Origin of the sequence: Pseudomonas sp. NFX5, from assembly GCF_049132125.1 — a bacterium.
In the GTDB taxonomy this organism is placed as follows: domain Bacteria; phylum Pseudomonadota; class Gammaproteobacteria; order Pseudomonadales; family Pseudomonadaceae; genus Aquipseudomonas; species Aquipseudomonas marginalis.
Window position 1 is genome coordinate 89,025 of sequence record NZ_JAFMZG010000016.1, and the last position, 22,743, is coordinate 111,767.

Consider the following 22,743-nt stretch of genomic DNA (forward strand, 5'->3'; position numbering starts at 1 on the left):
TAAACGACGTATTTAGTCTAATTTTCACAACCGCAAGTCATCATGTAGTATGCCCTCCCGTGCACTACATAATGAAAATCCGAAACAGCGCATAAGCTCCGCAGAGTGAGGCAAGCAATGACTGAACACGTTCAAGTCGGTGGCCTGCAGGTCGCCAAAGTCCTGTTCGACTTCGTGAACAACGAAGCCATTCCCGGTACCGGCATCACTGCCGACCAGTTCTGGGCCGGTGCCGACAAGGTCATCCACGACCTGGCACCGAAGAACAAAGCCCTGCTCGCCAAACGCGACGATTTCCAGGCGCGGATCGATACCTGGCACCAGACCCACGCCGGCCAGGCCCATGACCCGGTGGCCTACAAAGCCTTCCTGCAAGACATCGGATATCTGCTGCCAGAAGCCGCAGACTTCCAGGCCTCGACCCAAAACGTCGATGACGAGATCGCCCGCATGGCCGGCCCGCAGCTGGTGGTGCCGGTGATGAACGCCCGCTTCGCCCTCAACGCGTCCAATGCACGTTGGGGCTCGCTGTACGACGCCCTGTATGGCACCGACGCCATCAGCGAAGCCGACGGCGCCGAGAAGGGCAAGGGCTACAACAAAGTGCGTGGCGACAAGGTCATTGCCTTCGCCCGCGCCTTCCTCGACGAAGCCGCGCCACTGAGCGCCGGCAGCCACGTCGATTCCACCGGCTACAAGATCGCCGACGGCAAGCTGATCGTCAGCCTCAAGGGCGGCAGCAACAGCGGCCTGCGTGACGACGCCCAGTTGATCGGTTTCCAGGGCCCTGCGGCCGAGCCGATCGCGATCCTGCTGAAACACAACGGCCTGCACTTCGAAATCCAGATCGACGCCAGCACCCCGGTTGGCCAGACCGATGCCGCCGGTGTCAAAGACGTGCTGATGGAAGCCGCACTCACCACCATCATGGACTGCGAAGACTCCGTCGCCGCCGTCGATGCCGATGACAAGGTGGTGATCTACCGCAACTGGCTCGGCCTGATGAAGGGCGACCTCGCCGAAGAAGTGGCCAAGGGCGGCAAGACCTTCACCCGCACCATGAACGCCGACCGCGTCTACACCGGCGTCGACGGCCAGGACGTGACGCTGCACGGCCGTTCGCTGCTGTTCGTGCGTAACGTTGGCCACTTGATGACCATCGACGCGATCCTCGACAAACACGGCAACGAAGTACCGGAAGGCATCCTCGACGGCCTGCTCACCAGCCTGGCGGCGATCCACAGCCTCAACGGCAACAACACGCGTAAGAACAGCCGCACCGGCTCGGTGTACATCGTCAAGCCGAAGATGCACGGCCCGGAAGAAGCCGCGTTCACCAACGAGCTGTTCGGCCGCATCGAAGACGTGCTGAACCTGCCACGCAACACCCTCAAGGTCGGGATCATGGACGAGGAGCGCCGCACCACGGTCAACCTCAAGGCCTGTATCAAGGCGGCCAGCGAGCGCGTGGTGTTTATCAACACCGGCTTCCTCGACCGCACCGGTGACGAGATCCACACCTCCATGGAAGCCGGCGCGATGGTGCGCAAGGCGGCGATGAAGGCGGAAAAATGGATCGGCGCCTACGAGAACTGGAACGTCGATATCGGCTTGAGCACCGGCCTGCAAGGCCGTGCGCAGATCGGTAAAGGCATGTGGGCGATGCCCGACCTGATGGCAGCGATGCTTGAACAGAAAATCGCCCACCCACTGGCCGGCGCCAACACCGCCTGGGTGCCATCGCCGACGGCCGCCGCACTGCACGCGCTGCACTACCACAAGGTCGACGTATTCGCACGCCAGGCCGAACTGGCCAAGCGCGAACGCGCGTCGGTGGACGACATCCTCACCATTCCCCTGGCCAGCAACACCGATTGGTCCGACGAAGAAATCCGTAACGAACTGGACAACAACGCCCAGGGCATCCTCGGCTATGTCGTGCGCTGGATCGACCAAGGCGTGGGCTGCTCGAAAGTGCCGGACATCAATGACGTCGGCCTGATGGAAGACCGCGCCACCCTGCGCATCTCCAGCCAGCACATTGCCAACTGGCTGCGCCACGGCATCGTCAACGAAGCCCAGGTGATGGAAAGCCTCAAGCGCATGGCGCCGGTGGTGGACCGTCAGAATGCCGGGGATGCGCTGTACCGCCCACTGGCACCGGATTTCGACAGCAATATCGCGTTCCAGGCAGCGGTGGAGTTGGTGATTGAAGGGACCAAACAGCCGAATGGCTATACCGAGCCGGTGTTGCACCGTCGGCGTCGGGAGTTCAAGGCCAGGAATGGCCTTTGAGTAAAAGCTAGCAATGCCGAAGCCCTGATCACTCGATCAGGGCTTCGGTCTTGATATCCACCATTATTTAATCGCGGCACTCAATCAGAATTGCCTATTATCAAGACCAGCTTGAATCAGAGACCGCAGGTCGATTAGAAACTTTGCAACCCCAGCAACTGACCTGCTTAATCCAAAACCTCATAAATAGCTGCTGAATATAAAGAGCCCTGAAGATAAGGACTCTTTATTTACATTGAAAAAAGCTAATAACTAGACCGTCATATCATATTTACCATAGAACGTCGCAGTTCCACCCGACCCGGTAACGGTCACATTTTTCAGCTCACCCTTAAAGGTTCCACCGGTAACAGTCACGCTGATTGTTCCACCGGTTACATTGTCAAAATCTGCGCCTGCCGGACTCTTGTACTCGAGACCAAAAGACCCCGCTGGCAGTTCATTCAGTCCATCCGACAAGCGCTTGCCGTATTGAATACGCAGCTCCACGCTATTCACTTCCATATGAATATAAAATCGATCTCCAGAAAAGTAATTCGCGTGAAAGCCTTCAGAGTGCCCGTCCGTTACGACGGTGATGGTTGATGACCCGGAGCCACGATGGGACTGCTCAATCTTGCTAACCGTTTGTTTTTCAGTACTCATGATAAACTCCTGTTTAACTCATCAAGTAGGGGCATCGATCCCAACCAGCCCCCTCGCAACGATTAAACAGGCCACACTTAAAACGCCGATACTGTGAAATCTGACAGTCCCGACCAACGGTGTCAGCCGTCTACTGCGCCATCCCCAACTCCCGCTTGACCAGCTTCGCCAACTTCACGCTGTCGATCGGCTTGAGCAAAAAATCCACCACACTCAAATGCATCGCATCAATCACATCCGGCGCTTCGGCATCCCCCGACATGATGATGATCGGCAGCGCCGCGCGGGTGGATTCGCGCACCTGCTTGATCAACTCCAGACCATTGCTGGGTTTCATGCGCAGATCGGTGATCAGCAAACCGATGGAACTGCTGGACTTCAATAAATCCCACGCGGCCTCGCCACTGTCGGCCGTCATGCAGCGAATACCGTCCAAGCCCAGGATCTCCGCCAGCAGTTCACGCGCGTCCTTGTCGTCATCAACAATCAACACGCGTTGTGGCGGTAAATCAGGCTCCAGCATCACGGCGCTGAGCGCCTCGCGCTCGGCATCACTCAAAATATCGTGGTCGGACATACGTTTCTCAGCGGTTTTCGACAATCTTCCAGCACACTCGTCAGACATCTGCGGAAGGGCGTTCAATGTGCACTTCGTCGGAAAGTTTGCCTAGTGGGTGTTCTACGGGGTTTGGACGATAGTCGTGTAAGGTTTTTCCCTAGTTCTGCGGCGTTTTCATCGACCTAGACTTACGTCCAATGGGCACCCGCCGCTCAGGAGTCGACCATGCAGGACGATAACGACAAAAAAATTGCGGTCATGGTTATGAGTAAAGCTGATGCCTTCGCCCAGGCGGGAAAAACTGCTGTCTTGCAGAACATCCACGGCACCCTGCAGTTCCTGCAACGCTTCCCACCGTTCAACCAGATGGAAAACGCGCACCTGGCGTTTCTGGTGGAACAGTGCCAACTGCGCTTCTTCGGCCCCGGCGAGAGCATCCTCAAGCCGTCGGGCGGGCCGGTGGAACACTTCTACATCGTCAAGCAGGGCCGCGTCGTGGGTGAACGGCCGGACGCCACGCAAGCCACCTTCGAAATCACCACCGGCGAGTGTTTCCCCCTCGCTGCATTGTTAGGTGAACGTGCCACCCGCACCGAGCATAAAGCCGCCGAAGACACCTTCTGCCTGCAACTGAACAAGCCGGCCTTTATCAAGCTGTTCGCGCTGTCCAGCCCGTTCCGCGACTTCGCCCTGCGCGGTGTCAGCAGCCTGCTCGACCAGGTCAACCAGCAAGTGCAGCAAAAAGCCGTGGAAACCCTCGGCACCCAATATTCCTTGAATACCCGCCTGGGCGAATTGGCGATGCGCCATCCGGTCACCTGCAGCCCGCAGACACCGTTGCGTGAAGCGGTAACGCTGATGCATGAGCAGCAGGTGGGCAGCATTGTGATTGTCGATGAACACAAGGCGCCCCTGGGCATTTTCACCCTGCGCGACCTGCGCCAGGTGGTGGCCGACGGCACCGGCGACTTCAGCCAGGGCATTGAAGGCCATATGACCCAGGCGCCGTTCTTTTTAACGCCGGACCACAGCGCCTTCGATGCGGCCATCGCCATGACCGAGCGGCATATCGCCCACGTCTGCCTGGTCAAGGACCAGCGCCTGTGCGGCGTGGTGTCCGAGCGCGACCTGTTTTCCCTGCAACGGGTAGACCTGGTGCACCTGGCCCGCACCATCCGCAATGCGCCACGGGTGGAGAACCTGGTAGCGCTGCGCGGTGAGATCGGCCAACTGGTGGAGCGCATGCTCGCCCATGGCGCGTCGTCGACCCAGATCACCCACATCATTACCCTGCTCAACGATCACACCGTGTGCCGGGTGATCGAGCTGACCCTGGCCGAAAAAGGCGACCCCGGCGTGCCGTTCAGTTGGCTGTGTTTCGGCAGCGAAGGCCGGCGCGAGCAGACGCTGTACACCGACCAGGACAACGGCATCCTGTTCGAAGCCAGGGACGCGGTGGAAGCCGCCGAGATTCGCGGGCGGTTGCTGCCCCTGGCACAGCAGATCAACCAGAGCCTGGCGCTGTGCGGGTTCAGCCTGTGCAAGGGCAACATCATGGCCGGTAATCCCGAGCTGTGCCTCTCGCGGGCGGAATGGGCGCGGCGGTTTGCGGCGTTTATTCGCGAGGCGACGCCGGAGAACCTGCTGGGCTCGAGTATCTATTTCGACCTGCGCGTGGTGTGGGGCGATGAACGCGGCTGTGAGCAACTGCGCCAGGGCATTCTCGACCAGGTCGGGGATAACCGGCTGTTCCAGCGCATGCTGGCCGAGAATGCCTTGCGCCAGCGCCCGCCTGTAGGGCGTTTCCGCGATTTTGTGCTGACCCGCAAAGGCGCGGAAAAGGCCACCCTCGACCTCAAGGTGCAGGGCCTGACCCCCTTTGTCGACGGCGCACGCCTGTTGGCCCTGGCCAACGGCATCCACGCCAATAATACCCTGGAGCGCCTGCGCCAGCTGGTGGTCAAGGAAGTGATCGAGCCCCTGGACGGCGCCGCCTATGAAGAGGCCTATCACTTTATCCAGCAAACCCGTATGCAGCAGCATCAGTTGCAGACCCGCGAGAACCAGCCGTACTCCAACCGCGTCGACCCCGACAGCCTCAACCACCTGGACCGCCGCATCCTGCGCGAATCCCTGCGCCAGGCCCAGCGCCTGCAAAGCAGCCTGACCTTGCGGTATCAGCTGTGAGCTTGTTTGACTGGCTGCGCGCGGCCAAGCCCAGACTCGATACAACGCAACAACGGCGCCTGGAGCAATTACCCAGGCCCGTAGTGTTGGGCGACAGCACGTTGCGCAGCCAGCGTTGGGTGGTGGTGGACCTGGAAACCAGTGGCCTGAATCTCAACCGTGACCAGGTGCTGTCCATCGGCGCGGTGGTGATCGAGGACGGCGCAGTGGATTTTTCCCAACTGTTCGAGCGCACCCTGCACCGCGCCGACACCAAACTCAGCCCCAGTGTGCTGATCCACGGCCTCGGCCCCAGCGCCATCGCGGCGGGCAGCGACCCGGCCGAGGCCCTGCTGGACTTCATGGAGTTCGTCGGCGACAGCCCGCTGCTCGCCTTCCACGCACCATTCGATCAACACATGCTGGGCCGCGCGCTCAAGGACAGCCTGGGGTATCGCCTGGCCCATCCGTTCCTCGATGTAGCCGACATCGCCCCGCTGCTGTGCCCCGAGGCGCATATCCGCGAGGCCGGCCTGGACGACTGGATCAACCACTTCAACCTGCACGTGGGCGAACGCCATCACGCCAGCGCCGATGCCCTGGCCACGGCGGAGCTGATGCTGATCCTGTTCAGCCGCGCGCGTCAGCAGCAGATCGACACGCCTCAGGCGCTGCAGGAGCGTTTGAGCCAATGGAAACGGCGTAAACACGCGCCATCGTTTTAATGTCATCTCCCGACGGACGCCAATTGCGCCCGCTCCACGCCTCTGACACAATCGCGAATAATTCTCGTTAGTTTAAACCTTTTGTTTATTCGGTGATGCCTTGTCGTCGGTCCAGAACCCACACAGTGAGCTTGTTGGTGCGTTGTATCGCGACCATCGTGGCTGGCTGCTGGCCTGGCTGCGGCGCAATGTGGCCTGCCCGAGCCGTGCCGAAGACCTGAGCCAGGACACCTTCATGCGCCTGCTCGGGCGTGACGAGTTGCGCGAGCCCCGCGAACCACGGGCGTTTCTGGTGGCCATCGCCAAGGGCTTGCTGTTCGACTACTTCCGCCGCGCGGCCCTCGAACAGGCCTACCTCAGCGAACTGATGCTGATCCCGGAAAGCGAACACCCTTCGCCGGAAGAACAGCAACTGATCCTCGAAGACCTCAAGGCCATCGACCGCCTGCTCGGCAAGCTGTCGAGCAAGGCCCGCGCCGCCTTCCTCTATAACCGCCTCGACGGCCTGGGCCATGCCGAAATTGCCCAGCGCCTGGGGGTGTCGGTGCCGCGTGTACGCCAGTACCTGGCCCAGGGCATTCGCCAGTGCTACATCGCCCTGTATGGCGAGCCGCTGTGAACGTGATCAGCTCCAAGCCCGTGTCGGCTCGTGTCCTGGATGCGGCCATTGCCTGGCAGTTGTCCCTCGATTCGGGTGATGGCAGCGCGGTGGAGCGCGAAGAATTCAGCAAATGGCTGGCCAGCGATGAAGAGCACGCCCGTGCCTGGCGCCAACTGGGCATGCTTGATCAGCGTTTCAGCGTGGCCTCGGGCCCGGCGCGGGCCGCGTTGTTACAGTCGCGCGAGGGCATTCGCCAGCGCGTGCGCAAGCTCGGCAGCGGCCTGGCGAGCATTGCCCTGGTGTGCGGCCTGGCGTTGTTTGCCGGCGAGCGCTACGTGCCGATCCACTATTGGCTGGCCGACCAGCGCACCGCCACCGGGGAGCAGCGCACGCTGAAACTGGCGGACGGTACGTTGATCAACCTCAACACCCACAGCGCCATCGACGTGCGCTTCGATGAGAAGCGCCGGCTGATCGTGTTGCAGGAAGGCGAAATCCTCGTCGAAACCGGCCACAACGATGCGCGCCCGTTTTATGTGCAAACCCGCGACGGCAGCCTGCGCGCGCTGGGCACGCGGTTTATCGTCAAGCGCGAAGACGACGCGACGCGCCTGAGCGTGCTGCAATCGGCGGTGGGCGCCCAGCCCGAAGCGCTGCAACGGGAACAGGTGTTCAAGGCAGGCCAACAAGTGTTGATGCGCAGCGACGGCCTCGGCCCCGCACTGGCCGTCACCCCCGCCAGCGATGCCTGGACCCGCGGCATGCTGGTGGTCGACAACGCCCGTCTGGGCGATGTGGTGCAGGAACTCAGCCGCTACCGCAGCGGCCATCTGGGGGTGGATAAAAACGTGGCCGACCTGCGCATCACCGGCAGCTTCCCGCTGCACGACACCACCCTGGCGCTCAACGCGCTGCTGCCCACCCTGCCGGTGCAGATCGAACAGCACACGCCGTGGTGGGTGACGGTTGTCGCCAAGACACCTGAGGCCAAATAAAAAATATTTTCCACCGGCCCTATCACTTTTGAAATCTCGCTCGGCACATAGGCAATTGCGAATTACTTCCATTCAGGAGCCGCCCTATGTCCCGCACGCTAGACACCTTGTTGCGCCCCAGCCTGTTAGCCGTGGCCATTGCACTCAGCGCCCCGCTGGCCAGCACTGCGCTGATTGCCGCCGAACAAGCCTCCAGCGTGCGCGCCTACAACCTGCCGGCCGCTTCATTGGCCAGCACCCTGAACCAGATCGCCAGCCAGGCCGGCCTGGCGCTGACCCTCAACCCAGCGTTGGCCTCAGGCAAGACCTCGGCCCCGGTCCAGGGCCAGTTCGATGCACCGGGTGCACTGCGTGAAGCCTTGCGTGGCACCGGGTTGCAGCTGGAGCAGAGCAGCGCGGGCACGTACACGCTGGTGGCGGTTCCGGAGGGTGTGATGGCGCTGCCGGTGACTAACATCACAGGGCAAGATGGCAACCAGGAAAGTGCCTGGGGCCCGGTACAAGGCTACCTGGCCACACGCACCGCCGCCGGCACCAAGACCGACACCGCCCTGGTGGAGGCCCCGCGTTCGATCTCCGTGGCCACCCGCGAGCAAATGCAGGATCGCAACGTGCAGAACCTGGACGACGCGGTCAAATACATGCCCGGCATCGTGTCCGCCAGCTATGGCAGCGACACCCGCTACGACTGGATGCGCGTGCGCGGCTTCGAGCCCACCCAGTTCCTCGATGGTCTGCCACTGCCGCGCGGTGTGTACGCCAACCCCAAAGCGGAAACCTGGAACCTCGACCGCCTCGCGCTGCTGCGTGGCCCGGCCTCGTCGGTGTACGGCCAGACCCCACCGGGCGGCCTGCTGGACATGGTCAGCCGACGCCCCAGCGCAGAGTCGAGCAACGCCATCCAAGTGCAATACGGCAGCGACAACTACCGCCAGATCAACTTCGCCAGCACCGGCAAGATCGATGATGAAGGCCAATTCCTCTATGGCCTCAGCGGCGTGGTACGCGATGCCGGCACCCAGGTCGATCACATCGACAACAAGCGCTACAACATTGCGCCGAGCCTGACCTGGAACATCGATACCGACACCAAGCTGACCCTGCTCTCGCAGTTCACCCGTGACGATACCGGGACCACCAGCCAGTTCATGCCGATCCAGGGCACCAAGATCAAATCGCCACTGGGCGAGGTCTCCCACCACAAGAACCTGGGCGACCCGGACTACGAGTTCTACGACCGCACCTACTACGCGCTGGGCTATGCCTTCGAGCATCGTTTCAACGACACCTGGCAGTTCAAGCAAAACCTGCGCTATACCAAGTCGGATCTGTCGTTCCAGCAACTGACCGTGGGTTCCTACGCGTTCTCCCCCGCGGATGCAGCGGGCAATATCAGCCGCTCGACCACCAACGTCGACGAGGACATCGGCCAGTTCGCGGTGGATAACAACTTCCAGGCAGACTTTGCCACTGGCGATGTCATCCACACCCTGCTGCTCGGCCTGGACCACCAGCGCACCGATACCTCCTATCGCGCGATATTCGGGACGGCCTCGGGCACCAATATTTTCAATCCGATCAATACCCAGCCAACCCTGCGCCCGACCGATGTCCGACCTTTTTACGACTACAACCAGAAAACCGTGCAGACCGGTCTCTACGTGCAGGACCAGATGGCCCTGGACAAGTGGCGCCTGACCTTGGGCGGGCGTGAAGATTGGGTGCATCAGGGCACCACCTACTTCAACGACAGCGATGCGACCAACACTGACCGCATCAAACACTTCAGCGGCAACGCGGCGCTGAGCTATGTATTCGACTCGGGCTTCGTACCCTACTTGTCCTACGCCGAGTCGTTCCAACCGGCGAGCAACGCCGATACAAACGCGCTCAAGACGTTCAAGCCCACCGAAGGCAAGCAGTGGGAAATGGGGGTCAAGTATCAGCCGCCCGGCTCCAATACGTTGCTCAGTGCAGCGGTCTACGACCTGACCCAGAAGAATGTGCAGGTGACCACCCTCGGCGCTGGGGGCCAGCAAATCAACAGCCAGACCGGCGAAGTGAAGGTCAAGGGCCTGGAGTTGGAAGCCGTGTCCGATGTGACCGAGAACCTCAAGGTCATCGCCGCCTATACCTTGGCAAAATCCGAAGTGCAGAAAGGCATCTACAAAGGCAACCGCCTGACACTGATGCCCAACCAACAAGCCTCGTTGTGGACCGACTACACCTGGCACACCGGTGTGCTTGACGGTTTCGGCATCGGCTTTGGCGCCCGTTACACCGGCAACACCTATGGCGACCAGGCCAACACCTGGCTGGGAAAGGCCAACGCCTATACCGTGTTTGACGGTGCGGTGCATTACGACCTGGGCCGCCTGGACAACAGCCTTAAGGGTGCATCGGTCAAGTTGAACGCCACCAACCTGTTCAACAAGGACTACCTGTCGACCTGTGATGGCAACTACTGCTACTTCGGCGACCAGCGCAGCGTCGTCGCCAGCGCCACCTACCAGTGGTAATCGGCTGAGTTAACCACCGGGCCGCCCTTGTGGGCGGCTTTGGCGTGTCTGAAGGCTAGAACATGAAAAGCAAAACCATCCGCCGCTGGTCCTTCATCCACACCTGGACCAGCCTGATCTGCACGGTGTTCCTGCTGCTGCTCGCCCTCACCGGCCTGCCGCTGGTGTTTCACCATGAGATCGACCACCTGCTGGGCAACGAGCCCGAGCTGGCGCAGATGCCTGCCGATACGCCACAGCTCGACCTTGAGCAACTGGTGAGCAAGGCCCAGGCCCATCGCCCGGGCGAGGCCATGCAATACCTGGCGTGGGATGAAGATGACAAGAACGGCGTGATCGCGATCATGGCCGCCACAGCGGGGACCGAGCCCAACTCGTCCCACACCTTCATGCTCGACGCGCGCACCGGTGATGCGGTCGAGATGCCGTCGGCCAATGGCGGGTTCACCCTGTTCCTGCTGCGCCTGCATGTGGATATGTTCGCCGGCCTGCCGGGCAAGTTGCTGCTGGCATTCATGGGCGTTCTGTTTGTGCTGGCGATTGTCTCGGGCACAGTGCTGTACCTGCCGTTCATGCGCCGCTTGAAGTTCGCAACCGTGCGCCAGGACAAGTCCACGCGCCTGCGCTGGCTCGACCTGCACAACCTGATTGGCGTGGTCACGTTGACCTGGGCGCTGGTGGTGGGCGTGACCGGCGTGATCAGCGCCTGTGCCGACTTGATCATCGCCGCCTGGCGCACCGACAGCCTCAGCGCGATGATCGAACCCTACAAAAACGCCCCGCCTCTGACCCAACGCGCCCCCGCGAGCGAGCTGCTGAGCATCGCCGCCAAGGCCGCGCCCGGCATGCAGCCGGACTTTATCGCCTTCCCCGGCACACGCTTTTCCAGCGAGCACCATTACGCGGTGTTCATGAAGGGCAGCACACACCTGACCTCGCACCTGCTCACGCCGGTCCTGATCGACGCCAGCACCCTGGCCGTCACCGCCATCGCCGAACGGCCGTGGTACATGGACGCCATGGGCATGTCGCAGCCACTGCACTTCGGTGACTACGGCGGCATGCCGATGAAGATCCTCTGGGCGGCGCTGGATGTGCTGACCATCGTCGTCCTGGTGAGTGGGATTTACTTGTGGATCGTGCGGCGCAAGGCGGGCAAGGCATGAAGCCAAGGCAGTCGAGTTTCTGGAAGGTATTTGGCATTCCCCTGGGGATTGGCCTGCTCAGCGCCGCCGGGTTGTTTGCGGCGTTGCTGGGGGATGGGCTGTGGGATTCGTTGAGTTGGGTGGGGTTGGGTATCCCGGCCGCCATTGGCATTTGGGCGTTGTTCAAGCGGCGTGGCTGAGGGCGCTATCGGGGGCAAGCCCCCTCCCACAGTTGACCGCGTGGTTATGACGAACGCGGGACACATGTGGGGATTGCCCCCGATGAGGCCCTCAAAAACACCCGCACTCCCCCTCGCCAGCCACCGCGCAACCCTCTAGGCTAGCCACAGTCCATTGTGAGGTTCGCCCATGTCCGCTCCCAGCATGACCTTATTCCACAACCCCGCGTCACCGTTCGTGCGTAAAGTCCGCGTGCTGCTGGCTGAAACCGGCCAGCAGGACCGCGTCGCCCTGCATGGCTGCATGCCGACCCCGGTCAACCCCGATGCGCAGCTGGTGCAAGACAACCCCGTGGGCAAGATCCCGGCTCTGCGCCTGGCCGACGGCAGCGTGCTGCACGACAGCCGGGTGATCCTCGATTACTTCGACCACCAGCACGTCGGCAACCCGCTGATCCCCCGCGATGGCTCGGCCCGCTGGCGGCGCCTGACCCTGGCTTCGATAGCCGACGGCATCATGGATGCCGCCGTGCTGGTGCGCTACGAGACCGCCCTGCGCCCGGTGGAAAAACACTGGGCGCCGTGGCTCGACGAGCAGCGCAACAAGATCCACCGCGCCCTCGCCGAGCTGGAACAGGACGCCATCGCCGAGCTGACCAGCCACTTCGATATCGCCTCGATCAGCGTGGCCTGCGCCTTGGGTTACCTCGACTTCCGCCATCCGGACATGCACTGGCGCTCGGACAACCCCAAGCTGGCCGCCTGGTACGCCGAGGTCAGCCAGCGACCTTCGATGCTGGAGACCCAGCCGCCCGTGTGACGTTCACACCGACCCAATGTGGGAGCGGGCTTGCCCGCAATCGCGGTATGTCATTCAGCACAGCTGTTTCTGAACCACCGCTATCGCGTGCAAGCCCACTCCCACATTGGACGGTGGTGGTATTGAGGAATGTAACGATCCTTGCGGCTAACTGCGCCCCCACTTGCTGATCCTCCCGCAACCCGATCATTGCACCGCCTCCAGGTCGAACTGCAGCGGCTCGGCCGCCTTGCGCTTGCCCACGCCATACCAATCCAGTTTGCGCGTCAGCACCATCACCGTACCCAGCAGCCCGAACAGCAGCAGCGAGCCCATCAGCAGTGCGTAGTCCTCGGCACTCAACAGCCCGTACAGCAAGCCATACAGCGCCGCCAGCCCCGCCGAAAACCCCAGGCCATGGGCAACGCTGCGCAGCACGTGGCACACGTAGAACCCGATCAACAGCACGCAGGCACTCGCCGAAATCAGGTAGGCCAAGGCAAAGCCCAGGTGCTCGGACAACGACAACAACAGCAGGTAGAAGAACGCCAAGGCAACGCCCACCAATGCGTACTGGACGGGGTGCACCGCCAGGCTCTTGAGCACTTCGAACAGGAAGAAACCGGCAAAGGTCAGGGCGATGAACAGCAGCGCGTATTTGATCGCGCGGTCGCTCTTGAGGTACTGGTCCACCGGGTCGATGAAGTTCACGCCGAAGCTGCGGTTGTTGAAGTCGTTGCAGCCCTGGCCGTCCAGGCAGGTTTGCAGGGCCTGTTCGAGGTTGGTGGAAAAGAATGAGGTCTGCCAGTTGGCCGTGAAGCCGTTGTCAGTCACTTCGCGCTGGGCCGGCAGGAAGTTGCCGATAAAGCTGGGGTGCGGCCAGTTGGAGGCCAGGGACACCTGGCTGGTCTTGCCTACCGGCACCACTTGCAGTTGCTCGGTGCCTTGCAGGCGCAGGTCGAAGGCGAAGTCCACTACAGCCGGTTTCCTGCTGTCCTGCTCCGGCAATGCCACATGCACGCCCTCCCCCAGCCAGTCCACTTGGGAGCCCGGTTCGAACTCCAGGCGCTGGCTGCCCAGCTCCAGCTTCAGCGCATTTTCGATGCCGCGAATATCGCTGATCCCCACCGCCAGAAACGCCGGCTCAAAGCGGTAATCGGCAAAGTCTTCGGTGATGCCCAACTGCGCAGGCAGCTCGAAACGCCCGCTGATACGGTTGTCGGCATGGAACAGCCGCGCCTGGTAAATCCCCCGTGCGCGCAGTTCGGTCTGCACCTTGCCGTCGAGCTCAAAACGGTCCGGCAGGAAATACAGGCGACCCCGCTCTTCACGGGTGACCTCGTAGCGCTTGTTGAGCTTTTCATTGAGCTTCCACTCGCGCACGGTCTTGCGATACGGCACCACCATCACCGGGCCGGTGAGGCGCTGGGCGTAGCTGGAACTGCGCGCGATGTCCATCAGGACGCCGTCGCGCAGTTGCTGGCGGTCACTGATGATACCGTTGATCATCAGTAACGGAATCAGCAACAGCAGGATCAGCAGCGCAATCGCGCCAAGTTTGAAAAGCAGGCTGCGGTTCATGGGTCTCTCCCTGTTTTGATGGGGAGAGTCTGGGCAGCCTGTGTGGGGGATTTATGTGGGCAATGTGGAGACTGTGTGGAGATGCAGCACCACGTGCACACCGCCCGACACATTGCCGATCTGCAAGGCACCGCCGTGCAGCTTCATGACTTCCTCGACAAAATTGAGGCCCAGGCCGGTGCTCTTGCGCCCGCTGCCGGGACGCGGCAAGGAATAGAAGCGCTCGCTGAGGCGCGGCAGGGCGTAATCCGGGATCGGTGCGGCCTGGTTGAACAGGCTCACCTGCACGTCGTTGTGCAGCGTCTGTGCGCTGAATCTCAACACGCCACCGGGCGGAGTGAAGTCCAGCGCGTTGTCCAGCACGTTACCCAGGGCCTGGCGCAGCAGGAAGGGTTCGCCAAACACCTTCACATCAGCGGCAATCGTCTGTTCGACGTGCAACCCGGCACCTTCGATTCGCGCACATTGGGCGTTGAGTACAGCGTCGACCAAGGCCGCCAGCGGGATACTCGCCTGCTCCTCCAAACCCTGGCGTTGCTCGACCTGCGCCAGGTTCAGCAGGCGTTCGATCAACTGCTGCAGGCGCGCGCTTTCGCTGTCGATATTGCCGACGAAGCGCTGCTGCTGTTCGCGGCTCATCTCGCCCTGCAACAGCTCGGCCGCGCCGCGAATCGCGGCCAGCGGGCTTTTCAATTCATGGGTCAGGGTGTGCACGTAATGTTCGACGTAGGCCTTGCCCTCCAGTTGCGTGCGCATGTGCTCGACGGCGGTGGACAGCTGCTTCAGCTCGCCGCCGCGATAATGCGGCAGCTCCGCCCTTCGACCTTCACTGACGGCTTCGGCGTAGGCGGTCAGGCGACGCAGCGCAACGCTCAGCCACCACGACAGCAACGCACCGAGCAACAGGCCGAGGATAACCAGGCCCGCGCCGTACCACAGCAGGCGGCGTTCAGTGCGGTCGACATACGGCTGCAACGAGCTGTTGGGCTTGGCCACGGTGACCACGCCGATGATCTGCCCGTTATCGCGGATCGGCGCGCCGACGTGCATCACCGATGAGGTGGGGTCATCCGCTGCGCTGCGGGTGGAGCGCGCGCCGTATTCGCCGCGCAGGGTCAGGTAGACGTCGTTCCACTTCGAGTAGTCCTGGCCCACGGCTTCGCCCGTGGAGTCGAGCAGCACGGTGCCCTTGGCGTCGGTCACGTAGATACGGTGGTTGACCTGGTTTTTCGGCAAGCCCCAGATGGTCGCGCCGGGCTGGCGGTTGCCATAGGCCTTGAGCAATTCGGGCCAGTGGCTCTGGCCGAGGGTGCCGTTCTTCACGTCTTCGCGCAGGATTTCGGCCAACAGGTTGGCAGTGTCCACCAGGGTTTCTTCGGTGGACTGGCGCACGCCGGGGCGGATTTCCTTCATCACGGTGCTGAGCACGAAATAACCGGTGAGGCCGATAAACAGCGCATACACCAGGAAAATCCGCAGCCCCAGGCGCATCAGCTGTTGCTCGGGCTGTAGCTGTAGCCGAGGCCGCGATGGGTCTGGATCGGCTCGGCATCGGCGGCCACGCTGCGTAACTTGCTGCGCAGGCTCTTGATATGGCTGTCGATATTGCGCTCGTAACCGGCGTCGGCCGCCACGCCCACCGCGTCCAGCAACTGCTCGCGGCTGAACACCCGCTCGGGTTGCTCCAGCAGGCTTTGCAGCAGGCGGAATTCATGCCGGGTCAGGCTCAGGGGTTGGCCGCGATAGCTGATCTGCATGCGCTCCAGATCGACCTGGAACAGCGCCGGCGCCACACCGGGGCCGACGCGCTTGAGGATCGCCCGCACCCGCGCCGCCACTTCCCGTGGACTGAACGGCTTGACCACGTAATCGTCGGCGCCGATCTCCAGCCCCACCACGCGGTCGATCTCACCATCCCGCGCGCTGAGGAACATCACCGGCACTTCACTGAAACGGCGCAATTGCTTGCAGGTTTCAAAACCGCTGATGTCCGGCAGGCCGATGTCGAGGATGATCAGGTCGGCGGGGGTCTGGCGCTGATGGGCCAACGCCTCCTGGCCGAGGCTCAGCCAGGTGGTGGTAAAGCCCTCGCCTTGCAGGGCGAATATCAGCGTGTCGGCTATCGCCGCTTCGTCTTCGACAATCAGGATGTGGGGCATGGGTTCAAATCAGCAGTCCGGTTTGTCGGCAGTGTAGCGACGGGCCGGGTTTACTGCTGCGCCAAATTCACGCAAGGCCTTGGCGCCGATCAGCAACGGGTAATTGAAGCTGCTGCGGTCGGTGAGGTTGACCTCGACGGTACGCTTGACGTTGCCCAGGCACATTTCCAGGTCGATGACCGGGCGTTTGGCCACAGTGGCTTCGTCCTTGTCGTCGTCTTCATCGGCGCGGCTCTTGATCTTGCTGATGCGCGACACCTTGTGTTCGTAGACCTTGTTGGTGGCGTCCTTGCCGCCGAGGCGGAAGCGCACCCAGTCGTCACCGTCACGGGTGAAGGTCTCGATGTCACGGGCCGACAGCGAAGCGGTCAGCGCGCCGGTGTCCATCTTGGCCTTGAAGGTTTCGCCGATTTCCGGCAACTGGATGTATTCGTAGCGACCGTAAAGGGTCGGCTCGGCGGCCATGACAGGCAGGGCAGCCAGGGCGAGGGAGGCAAGAAGCAGTTTCACGAAGTGATTTCCTCGGAAAGAAGTAGGCGGATTCTAGACCGCAAAGACAGCACTTAGTTAGTCACGCCCACCATAACCGGCACATTGTGAAACATTCGTACGGCCATTTGCGATTTGGCCTCTAGACTCAGCTTGCTTATGATGGCCCGCCCACACGATTCCAAGAGTTACTTATGCGCCGCCTGCTCACCGGCTGTTTGGTTTCACTGCTGCTGTTGCTCAACACCCTCGTCCTGATCGGGCCACTGCTGGTGTTTGCCCTGCTCAAACTGGTGGCGCCCGGTCGCTATCGGGACTACGCCTCATGGGCGGTGATGTGGATCGCCGAGACCTGGGCCGAGATCGACAAGCTTATTTTCGCCTTGTGCATCCCCACCCAATGGGACATTCGCGGCGGTGATGAGCTGCGCGGAGACACCAGCTATCTGGTGATCAGCAACCATCAATCCTGGGTGGACATCCCGGCGCTGATCCAGGCCCTCAACCGCCGCACGCCGTTCTTCAAATTCTTCCTGAAAAAAGAGCTGATCTGGGTGCCCTTCCTGGGCCTGGCCTGGTGGGCCCTGGATTACCCGTTCATGAAGCGCTACACCAAGGCGTTCCTGGCCAAACACCCGGAGCTGGCAGGGCAGGACTTGAAGATCACCAAGGAGGCGTGCGAGCTGTTCAAGCGCCAGCCGGTGACCGTGGTCAATTACCTCGAAGGCACGCGGTTCAGCGAGGCCAAGCGCAAGCAGCAGGCTTCGCCATTCACTCACTTGCTCAAGCCCAAGGCGGGCGGCGTGGCGTTTGTGCTGGCGGCAATGGGCGAACAACTGGACGCCGTGCTCGACGTGACCGTGGTGTATCCGCAGCAAAAGATTCCGGGGTTCTGGGAGTTGATCAGCGGCGCGGTGCCCAAGGTGATCATCGACATCCAGACCCGTGAGCTGGACCCGGCGTTGTGGCAGGGGGATTACGAGAATGATCCGGCGTTTCGCCAGACCGTCCAGAACTGGGTCAACCAGCTCTGGAGCGAAAAGGATCAGCGTATTCGGCGACTGCGTGGCTAAACGTTCCGAAGGTGCCTGCGTCTTACGTATTCCTGAGGGCTGCCATGAGTTCCAGCTGTAAGTCAGCATCACTGCGCTGGGTGTTCGCAAGGAACGCTTCCAGGTCGGTCCGCAGGGCCGCAACGAACCGATCAATATCCTTTCCCGAACGGTCAGCATCGAGGAAAGCCCGCAGCTCGCAAATTACCTTATCCGCGACTGGATGGTCATGAAGGAAGGTCGCATGCTCTGTCAGTGCGTCCCAGCTGGCCAGATCCACCTTTCGTCCTTCCAGGTCTCTTATTACATTCGGATCGTTTTGCAGTTGCTCCGCCAACCTGGCCTGCGCCTTCAGATCATCGTCGGTCACGCCTTTTTGCCCACTATTGCCAGGCAAAATCCCAAGCTTGAGGTTCGGATCGTTTTGCAGTTGCTCCGCCAATTTGGCCAGCGCCTTCAAATCATCGTCAGTCACGCCTTTTTGCCCGCTATTGCCAGGCAAACTCTCAAGCTTGAGGTTCGGATCGTTTTGCAGTTGCTCCGCCAACTTGGCCTGCGCCTTCAGATCATCGACCGTCATGATGAGCGGTTGGTGTGGCTGGTTGCGCGGATGCTCAGGCGACCTTTCCGGCACGAGGTGCTGATGTAAACGGCGCAAGTCCGCGAGCAAATGCTTCGAGGCCTGCTCAGGGTTCTTGCCATGCATCACAGCATCCAGGGCATTGCGTAAATCCGAGATCAACCCGGACGGCAGGCCAAGCCGCTGATTCTTGGCAACGTCAACTGTGTGGTTCGGCTCATAACGGTCATAGGTAAAGTGAGAGGGCAGGGACAGTCCCGGCGTGGCGGTTGAATTCATGAGAGCACCATTGAAGTCAGTTGGATTGGCGTCCAGCAGTCGCTTGTTGCGATAGCGAGTAAGGACAGTCCTGGGTGGTGCTCTTCTTTCCTACGGTTCCTGCCCTCTCATCAGAAAACGTTTCGCGGGAAAACTCGGCATTTCGAGACAAACAAAGGCGTCCTGATTGTAGGAGCGCCATTGCGTCGACTTCGACGGATGTATCAGCTACCGGTGCCCCACGCTTGCGCCAGCTTGCCGAGCACGGAGCTATTGGCACCCTGCCCGCCCAGGTACTGCAGGATCACCGGGGCAAACTGGCCGACCATGCCACTGTCCATCCCCAACGCGCTGAACGCGGTGTTCAGGTCGTTGGTGTTCTTCACGTTACCCAGCAGGCCGTCCAGGCCGCTGGTCTTGCTGCCGCCGGCCTGGCCAAGCATCCCGCTCAAGGCCCCGAGGCTGCCCAATGCATTGTTACCCGAGAGTTGGTCGAGGCCCGGCACGCTGTTGCCCAGTTGCGAATAGTCGTTGCCACTCAGTTTGTTCTTGGCCAGCCCCAGCATGGCACCGGTACCGCCTACGGCTTGTTCGGGGGTGATGTTCAGTTGCGAGGTCAGGGCGCTGAGCAGGCCGGCCGTCTCGGACGACGGTGCGGCAGCTGCGGCCTTGTTGTTGCCCCCTTGCATGCCCGCGATGGCATTGGCCGCATCGCCAAGGCTGAACCCTGCGGCAAACACCGGGGTGGCGGCCAGGCTCATCAGGCAGGAAAGGGCGAAACCGCGTGAAATCTTCATTGGAGCAACCTCTGGATGTCGGGGTGAACGCAGGCGTTGGACTGGGTATCCCGTCGGTTGTTCCAGGCACCTCTGCAACCCCATCGGAATAAGCCGGCCTGAATCCGCGTCAGCAGCAATCGATCAGCAACCCCGGGGGACTGATAGTGAGCTCGGAAAGCAAAGGAGGATCAGTGAGTAAGCGGCCAACGGGCACGACCGTATACCAAGTGCGTTGGCCAACCGTAGATATCCCAAACACGAAAACCCAAATGTGGGAGGGAGCAAGCCTCTTCCCACATTTGGGTTTCTTGTGCCCGGGATTTATGCCGCGCTGAACAACTTATGCGGATCAATCACAAACTTCTTCGGCACGCCCGCATCGAACTCGCCATACCCACGTGGCGCGTCATCCAGGCTGATCACCTGCACACCGACGATCTCGGCAATGTTGATGCGGTCCCACATGATCGCCTGCATCAGTTGGCGGTTGTACTTCATCACCGGCGTCTGGCCGGTGTGGAAGCTGTGGGATTTGGCCCAGCCCAGGCCGAAGCGAATGCTCAGGCTGCCCATTTTTGCGGCGGCATCCACGGCACCCGGATCTTCGGTGACGTACAGGCCTGGGATACCGATCTTGCCCGCCACGCGCACCACGCCCATCAGTGAGTTGAGCACTGTGGCCGGGGCTTCGGCCTTGACGCCGTCGTGGCCATGACCGCGTGCTTCAAAGCCCACGCAGTCGACGGCGCAATCCACTTCCGGCTCGCCGAGCAGCGCGGCGATCTGTTCATGCAGCGGCGTATCGGTGGACAGGTCGACGGTTTCAAAACCCTGGGCCTTGGCGTGGGCTAGGCGGATGGAGTTGACGTCGCCGATGATCACCACCGCGGCACCCAGCAGGCGTGCAGACGCGGCAGCCGCCAGGCCGACCGGGCCGGCACCGGCGATGTACACGGTGCTGCCAGGGCCAACGCCGGCAGTGACGGCGCCGTGGTAGCCGGTGGGGAGAATGTCGGAGAGGCAGGTCAGGTCACGGATTTTCTCCATGGCCTTGTCACGGTCCGGCAGTTTCAGCAGGTTGAAGTCGGCGTACGGCACCAGCACGTACTCGGCCTGGCCGCCGGTCCAGTCGCCCATGTCGACATAGCCGTAGGCGCCACCGGCACGGGCCGGGTTGACGGTCAGGCACACGCCGGTGTGTTGCTCCTTGCACGAGCGGCAGCGGCCGCAGGCGACGTTGAAGGGCACGGAAACCAGGTCGCCGATCTTCAGGTTTTCGACGTCGCTGCCCTTCTCGATCACTTCACCGGTGATCTCGTGGCCGAGCACCAGGCCGGTCTGGGCGGTGGTGCGGCCGCGCACCATGTGTTGGTCGGAGCCGCAGATGTTGGTGGAGACCACGCGCAGGATGACGCCGTGCTCGATCTTCCTGCCACGGGGGTCCTGCATTTTGGGATAGTCGATTTTCTGTACTTCGACCTTGCCGTTGCCGAGATACACGACGCCACGATTACCAGACATGCTTTCACCTCGCTGTTGTTTTTATGGAACTGCGTTGCCCTTTTGGGTGGGCAGCGCGTTGAGTGCTCGGGTACAGATGCTGTTGCTTGTGTTGTTTGTCAGGGCCTCATCGGGGGCTTACTCCCGATGGCGGCAGTCAGAGCACCACAGTCCTATTGGCATTCAAGAACACACGCCGCTCAATGTGATACCCCACCGCCCGGGCCAATGTCAGCCCTTCGATGTCCCGTCCCTTGGCAATCAGATCCTCGGGATAGTGACTGTGATCCACCACCTCCACGCCCTGGGCGATGATCGGGCCCTCGTCCAGGTCGTTGTTGATGTAATGCGCCGTGGCCCCCACCAGCTTCACCCCCTTGTTGTAGGCCTGGTGATACGGCTTGGCGCCCTTGAACCCCGGCAGCAACGAGTGGTGGATATTGATGGCCTTGCCGTCCAGCTTGCGGCACAGCTCCGGCGACAGCACTTGCATGTAGCGCGCAAGGATCACCAGTTCGGCGCCGGTCTCTTCCACCACTTGCCACACCTGACGCTCCTGGGACGGTTTGTCGTTAGGGTCGAGGGGGAAATGGTAGTAGGGAATTTGATGCCAGTCGGCCAAAGGTTTGAGATCGGGATGGTTGGACACCACCGCGACCACGTCCATCGACAGTTGCCCGATACGCTGGCGGTACAGCAGGTCGTTGAGGCAGTGATCGGCCTTGGAGACCATGATCACCACTTTTGGCCGGTAGTTCGGCGCCGTCAGCTCGAAGATCATGCCAAAGGCTTCACCCCGCGAGGCCAGGCCATCGCGAAACGCCTGCTCGTCGAAGCCATCCGGCTGACGGAATTCCACGCGAATAAAAAACCGGCCCGAGAGGCGGTCATCGAACGAATGGTGCTCGGTGACGTAGCAGCCCTGCTCGAACAGATAGCGGGTAACCGCGTCCACCGTGCCGAGCACGCTGGGGCAGTCGGCGGTCAAAATCCATGTATCGGGTGCGCGGCTCATGGGTCATTCCTCAGGCTTGAACGCTCAGGCCAAATTCGGCCGAGGCATCCTGCAACCACAACCACCAGTAATCCGAGAAGCTGCGACGAATCACCAGTTCCCAGGTGTCTTCGGCGGTATGGCGGATCACCAGTTGCGACTTGGCGAACACCGTGCCCACCGCCTTGCCCACCGGGAAGTTGTTGGGGTGCACGTCGTAGCTGGTGGACTTCATCAGCACATCGCGCACGTTCGGGCCGCTGAGTTCGAGGATCTGCTGGCCGCCGCTGACGTTGACGACCTGGATATGCAGGTCACCCAGGGCGGCGCGCAGGTTTTGTTCGGCGGCGAATTCCTCACCGCCTGGCACGATCAGCAACCACTCATCCGGGCCGAGCCATTGCAGGCTGGTTTCGCCTTTGACGATGACCTGCAGGGCGCCGGGCAGTTCGATGCCCAGGGCCTTGTGCACACCGGCGGCGAAGGCCGCGTCATGGCCGTCGCCACGGATCGTGAGATGACCAAGCAATTTCTTTTCGCGCACGGTCACGCCGGCGTTCTTGCGGCCCTTGCCGACCAGGCTGGCGAGGTCGGCATGGTGCAGCGACGACTCGGCCTTGGCGCCGGAGGTGGGGCGTTGTTGGTAAACATTGGCTGCTGTCATAAAGCACCTGTCTTGAATTCTGGGGTGACTGTTCTGGCCTCATCGGGGGCAAGCCCCCT

Annotated in this window: 21 protein-coding genes; 10 read left to right on the forward strand and 11 right to left on the reverse strand. The window is 61.6% G+C overall.

The features are described 5' to 3' along the window. Positions 1-117: 117 nt before the first annotated feature. A complete protein-coding gene (locus J1N02_RS10755; RefSeq protein ID WP_027605958.1) occupies positions 118-2,295 on the forward strand; it encodes a malate synthase G in 2,178 nt (725 codons plus the stop codon). Between the two features lie 252 nt (positions 2,296-2,547). Here J1N02_RS10755 and J1N02_RS10760 read toward each other — a convergent pair whose 3' ends face one another. Both J1N02_RS10760 and J1N02_RS10765 read right to left on the reverse strand, forming a co-directional pair. Next, entirely contained in the window at positions 2,548-2,940 is a 393-nt protein-coding gene (locus J1N02_RS10760; RefSeq protein ID WP_027605959.1) for a hypothetical protein, read from the reverse strand. 130 nt (positions 2,941-3,070) lie between these two features. Then, positions 3,071-3,517, reverse strand: a complete 447-nt coding sequence (locus J1N02_RS10765; RefSeq protein WP_027605960.1) for a response regulator — start codon at positions 3,515-3,517, stop codon at positions 3,071-3,073. A 246-nt stretch (positions 3,518-3,763) separates the two neighbouring features. Between J1N02_RS10765 and J1N02_RS10770 the strand changes: the two genes are divergently transcribed. From J1N02_RS10770 to J1N02_RS10805, 8 genes are all read left to right on the forward strand, one after another. Next, entirely contained in the window at positions 3,764-5,686 is a 1,923-nt protein-coding gene (locus J1N02_RS10770; protein ID WP_043293577.1) for a putative nucleotidyltransferase substrate binding domain-containing protein, read from the forward strand. Further along, on the forward strand, positions 5,683-6,390 hold the full coding sequence (locus tag J1N02_RS10775) for a PolC-type DNA polymerase III (protein WP_027605962.1): 708 nt from the start codon (positions 5,683-5,685) through the stop codon (positions 6,388-6,390). Before J1N02_RS10770 ends, J1N02_RS10775 begins: the two co-directional genes overlap by 4 nt. 100 nt (positions 6,391-6,490) lie before the next feature. After that, positions 6,491-7,009, forward strand: a complete 519-nt coding sequence (locus J1N02_RS10780) for an RNA polymerase sigma factor (RefSeq protein WP_027605963.1) — start codon at positions 6,491-6,493, stop codon at positions 7,007-7,009. Continuing rightward, positions 7,006-7,986, forward strand: coding sequence for a FecR domain-containing protein (locus tag J1N02_RS10785; RefSeq protein WP_414887616.1), 981 nt, complete (start codon positions 7,006-7,008; stop codon positions 7,984-7,986). The genes J1N02_RS10780 and J1N02_RS10785 overlap by 4 nt, the downstream gene beginning before the upstream one ends. An 86-nt stretch (positions 7,987-8,072) precedes the next feature. Next, a complete protein-coding gene (locus tag J1N02_RS10790; RefSeq protein WP_027605965.1) occupies positions 8,073-10,505 on the forward strand; it encodes a TonB-dependent siderophore receptor in 2,433 nt (810 codons plus the stop codon). 62 nt (positions 10,506-10,567) lie between these two features. Further along, positions 10,568-11,671 (forward strand): PepSY-associated TM helix domain-containing protein, encoded by a 1,104-nt coding sequence (locus J1N02_RS10795; protein ID WP_027605966.1) that lies wholly within the window; start codon positions 10,568-10,570, stop codon positions 11,669-11,671. Beyond that, positions 11,668-11,850, forward strand: coding sequence for a hypothetical protein (locus tag J1N02_RS10800; protein WP_092355556.1), 183 nt, complete (start codon positions 11,668-11,670; stop codon positions 11,848-11,850). The genes J1N02_RS10795 and J1N02_RS10800 overlap by 4 nt, the downstream gene beginning before the upstream one ends. 169 nt (positions 11,851-12,019) lie before the next feature. Beyond that, the gene (locus tag J1N02_RS10805) at positions 12,020-12,649 is read left to right on the forward strand and encodes a glutathione S-transferase (protein WP_092355559.1); all 630 of its coding nucleotides are present in this window, start codon (positions 12,020-12,022) and stop codon (positions 12,647-12,649) included. Positions 12,650-12,835: 186 nt separating this feature from the next. On the opposite strand, the gene creD is transcribed toward J1N02_RS10805, so the two are convergent. Genes creD through J1N02_RS10825 form a run of 4 tightly spaced genes read right to left on the reverse strand, consistent with a single transcriptional unit; the run spans position 12,836 to position 16,878 of the window. Further along, positions 12,836-14,209 carry a cell envelope integrity protein CreD gene (creD, locus tag J1N02_RS10810; protein ID WP_027605969.1) on the reverse strand — a complete coding sequence of 458 codons (1,374 nt, stop codon included), beginning with the start codon at positions 14,207-14,209 and terminating at the stop codon, positions 12,836-12,838. Between the two features lie 51 nt (positions 14,210-14,260). Beyond that, the gene (creC, locus tag J1N02_RS10815; protein ID WP_414887617.1) at positions 14,261-15,700 is read right to left on the reverse strand and encodes a two-component system sensor histidine kinase CreC; all 1,440 of its coding nucleotides are present in this window, start codon (positions 15,698-15,700) and stop codon (positions 14,261-14,263) included. Further along, positions 15,700-16,368: a two-component system response regulator CreB gene (creB, locus tag J1N02_RS10820; protein WP_027605971.1), complete on the reverse strand. Its 669-nt coding sequence runs from the start codon at positions 16,366-16,368 to the stop codon at positions 15,700-15,702. Before creB ends, creC begins: the two co-directional genes overlap by 1 nt. A 9-nt stretch (positions 16,369-16,377) precedes the next feature. Continuing rightward, a complete protein-coding gene (locus J1N02_RS10825; RefSeq protein WP_053131000.1) occupies positions 16,378-16,878 on the reverse strand; it encodes an ATP-dependent zinc protease in 501 nt (166 codons plus the stop codon). 173 nt (positions 16,879-17,051) lie between these two features. Between J1N02_RS10825 and J1N02_RS10830 the strand changes: the two genes are divergently transcribed. Further along, entirely contained in the window at positions 17,052-17,930 is an 879-nt protein-coding gene (locus tag J1N02_RS10830) for an acyltransferase (RefSeq protein ID WP_027605973.1), read from the forward strand. Between the two features lie 22 nt (positions 17,931-17,952). On the opposite strand, the gene J1N02_RS10835 is transcribed toward J1N02_RS10830, so the two are convergent. The 5 genes from J1N02_RS10835 to J1N02_RS10855 all read right to left on the reverse strand — a co-directional run bounded on the left by J1N02_RS10835 (position 17,953) and on the right by J1N02_RS10855 (position 22,684). Beyond that, a complete protein-coding gene (locus J1N02_RS10835; RefSeq protein ID WP_169898702.1) occupies positions 17,953-18,768 on the reverse strand; it encodes a hypothetical protein in 816 nt (271 codons plus the stop codon). A 203-nt stretch (positions 18,769-18,971) separates the two neighbouring features. Further along, the gene (locus tag J1N02_RS10840) at positions 18,972-19,544 is read right to left on the reverse strand and encodes a DUF2780 domain-containing protein (RefSeq protein ID WP_027605975.1); all 573 of its coding nucleotides are present in this window, start codon (positions 19,542-19,544) and stop codon (positions 18,972-18,974) included. A 303-nt stretch (positions 19,545-19,847) separates the two neighbouring features. Further along, complete coding sequence (gene fdhA / locus J1N02_RS10845; RefSeq protein WP_092355571.1) at positions 19,848-21,047, reverse strand: formaldehyde dehydrogenase, glutathione-independent; 1,200 nt, start codon at positions 21,045-21,047, stop codon at positions 19,848-19,850. A 136-nt stretch (positions 21,048-21,183) separates the two neighbouring features. Then, positions 21,184-22,041 carry a formyltetrahydrofolate deformylase gene (gene purU / locus J1N02_RS10850; RefSeq protein ID WP_065925438.1) on the reverse strand — a complete coding sequence of 286 codons (858 nt, stop codon included), beginning with the start codon at positions 22,039-22,041 and terminating at the stop codon, positions 21,184-21,186. Positions 22,042-22,051: 10 nt separating this feature from the next. After that, positions 22,052-22,684: a sarcosine oxidase subunit gamma gene (locus J1N02_RS10855; protein WP_027605977.1), complete on the reverse strand. Its 633-nt coding sequence runs from the start codon at positions 22,682-22,684 to the stop codon at positions 22,052-22,054. Positions 22,685-22,743 lie beyond the last annotated feature (59 nt).

Excerpts from the sequence above, each read along its gene's own strand:
- J1N02_RS10755 (WP_027605958.1), top strand. The coding sequence starts at position 118 with ATGACTGAACACGTTCAAGTCGGTGGCCTGCAGGTCGCCAAAGTCCTG.
- J1N02_RS10760 (WP_027605959.1), bottom strand. The coding sequence starts at position 2,940 with ATGAGTACTGAAAAACAAACGGTTAGCAAGATTGAGCAGTCCCATCGT.
- J1N02_RS10765 (WP_027605960.1), bottom strand. The coding sequence starts at position 3,517 with ATGTCCGACCACGATATTTTGAGTGATGCCGAGCGCGAGGCGCTCAGC.
- J1N02_RS10770 (WP_043293577.1), top strand. The coding sequence starts at position 3,764 with ATGAGTAAAGCTGATGCCTTCGCCCAGGCGGGAAAAACTGCTGTCTTG.
- J1N02_RS10790 (WP_027605965.1), top strand. The coding sequence starts at position 8,073 with ATGTCCCGCACGCTAGACACCTTGTTGCGCCCCAGCCTGTTAGCCGTG.
- J1N02_RS10795 (WP_027605966.1), top strand. The coding sequence starts at position 10,568 with ATGAAAAGCAAAACCATCCGCCGCTGGTCCTTCATCCACACCTGGACC.
- J1N02_RS10800 (WP_092355556.1), top strand. The coding sequence starts at position 11,668 with ATGAAGCCAAGGCAGTCGAGTTTCTGGAAGGTATTTGGCATTCCCCTG.
- J1N02_RS10805 (WP_092355559.1), top strand. The coding sequence starts at position 12,020 with ATGTCCGCTCCCAGCATGACCTTATTCCACAACCCCGCGTCACCGTTC.
- creD (WP_027605969.1), bottom strand. The coding sequence starts at position 14,209 with ATGAACCGCAGCCTGCTTTTCAAACTTGGCGCGATTGCGCTGCTGATC.
- creC (WP_414887617.1), bottom strand. The coding sequence starts at position 15,700 with ATGCGCCTGGGGCTGCGGATTTTCCTGGTGTATGCGCTGTTTATCGGC.
- creB (WP_027605971.1), bottom strand. The coding sequence starts at position 16,368 with ATGCCCCACATCCTGATTGTCGAAGACGAAGCGGCGATAGCCGACACG.
- J1N02_RS10830 (WP_027605973.1), top strand. The coding sequence starts at position 17,052 with ATGCGCCGCCTGCTCACCGGCTGTTTGGTTTCACTGCTGCTGTTGCTC.
- J1N02_RS10835 (WP_169898702.1), bottom strand. The coding sequence starts at position 18,768 with ATGAATTCAACCGCCACGCCGGGACTGTCCCTGCCCTCTCACTTTACC.
- J1N02_RS10840 (WP_027605975.1), bottom strand. The coding sequence starts at position 19,544 with ATGAAGATTTCACGCGGTTTCGCCCTTTCCTGCCTGATGAGCCTGGCC.
- fdhA (WP_092355571.1), bottom strand. The coding sequence starts at position 21,047 with ATGTCTGGTAATCGTGGCGTCGTGTATCTCGGCAACGGCAAGGTCGAA.
- purU (WP_065925438.1), bottom strand. The coding sequence starts at position 22,041 with ATGAGCCGCGCACCCGATACATGGATTTTGACCGCCGACTGCCCCAGC.
- J1N02_RS10855 (WP_027605977.1), bottom strand. The coding sequence starts at position 22,684 with ATGACAGCAGCCAATGTTTACCAACAACGCCCCACCTCCGGCGCCAAG.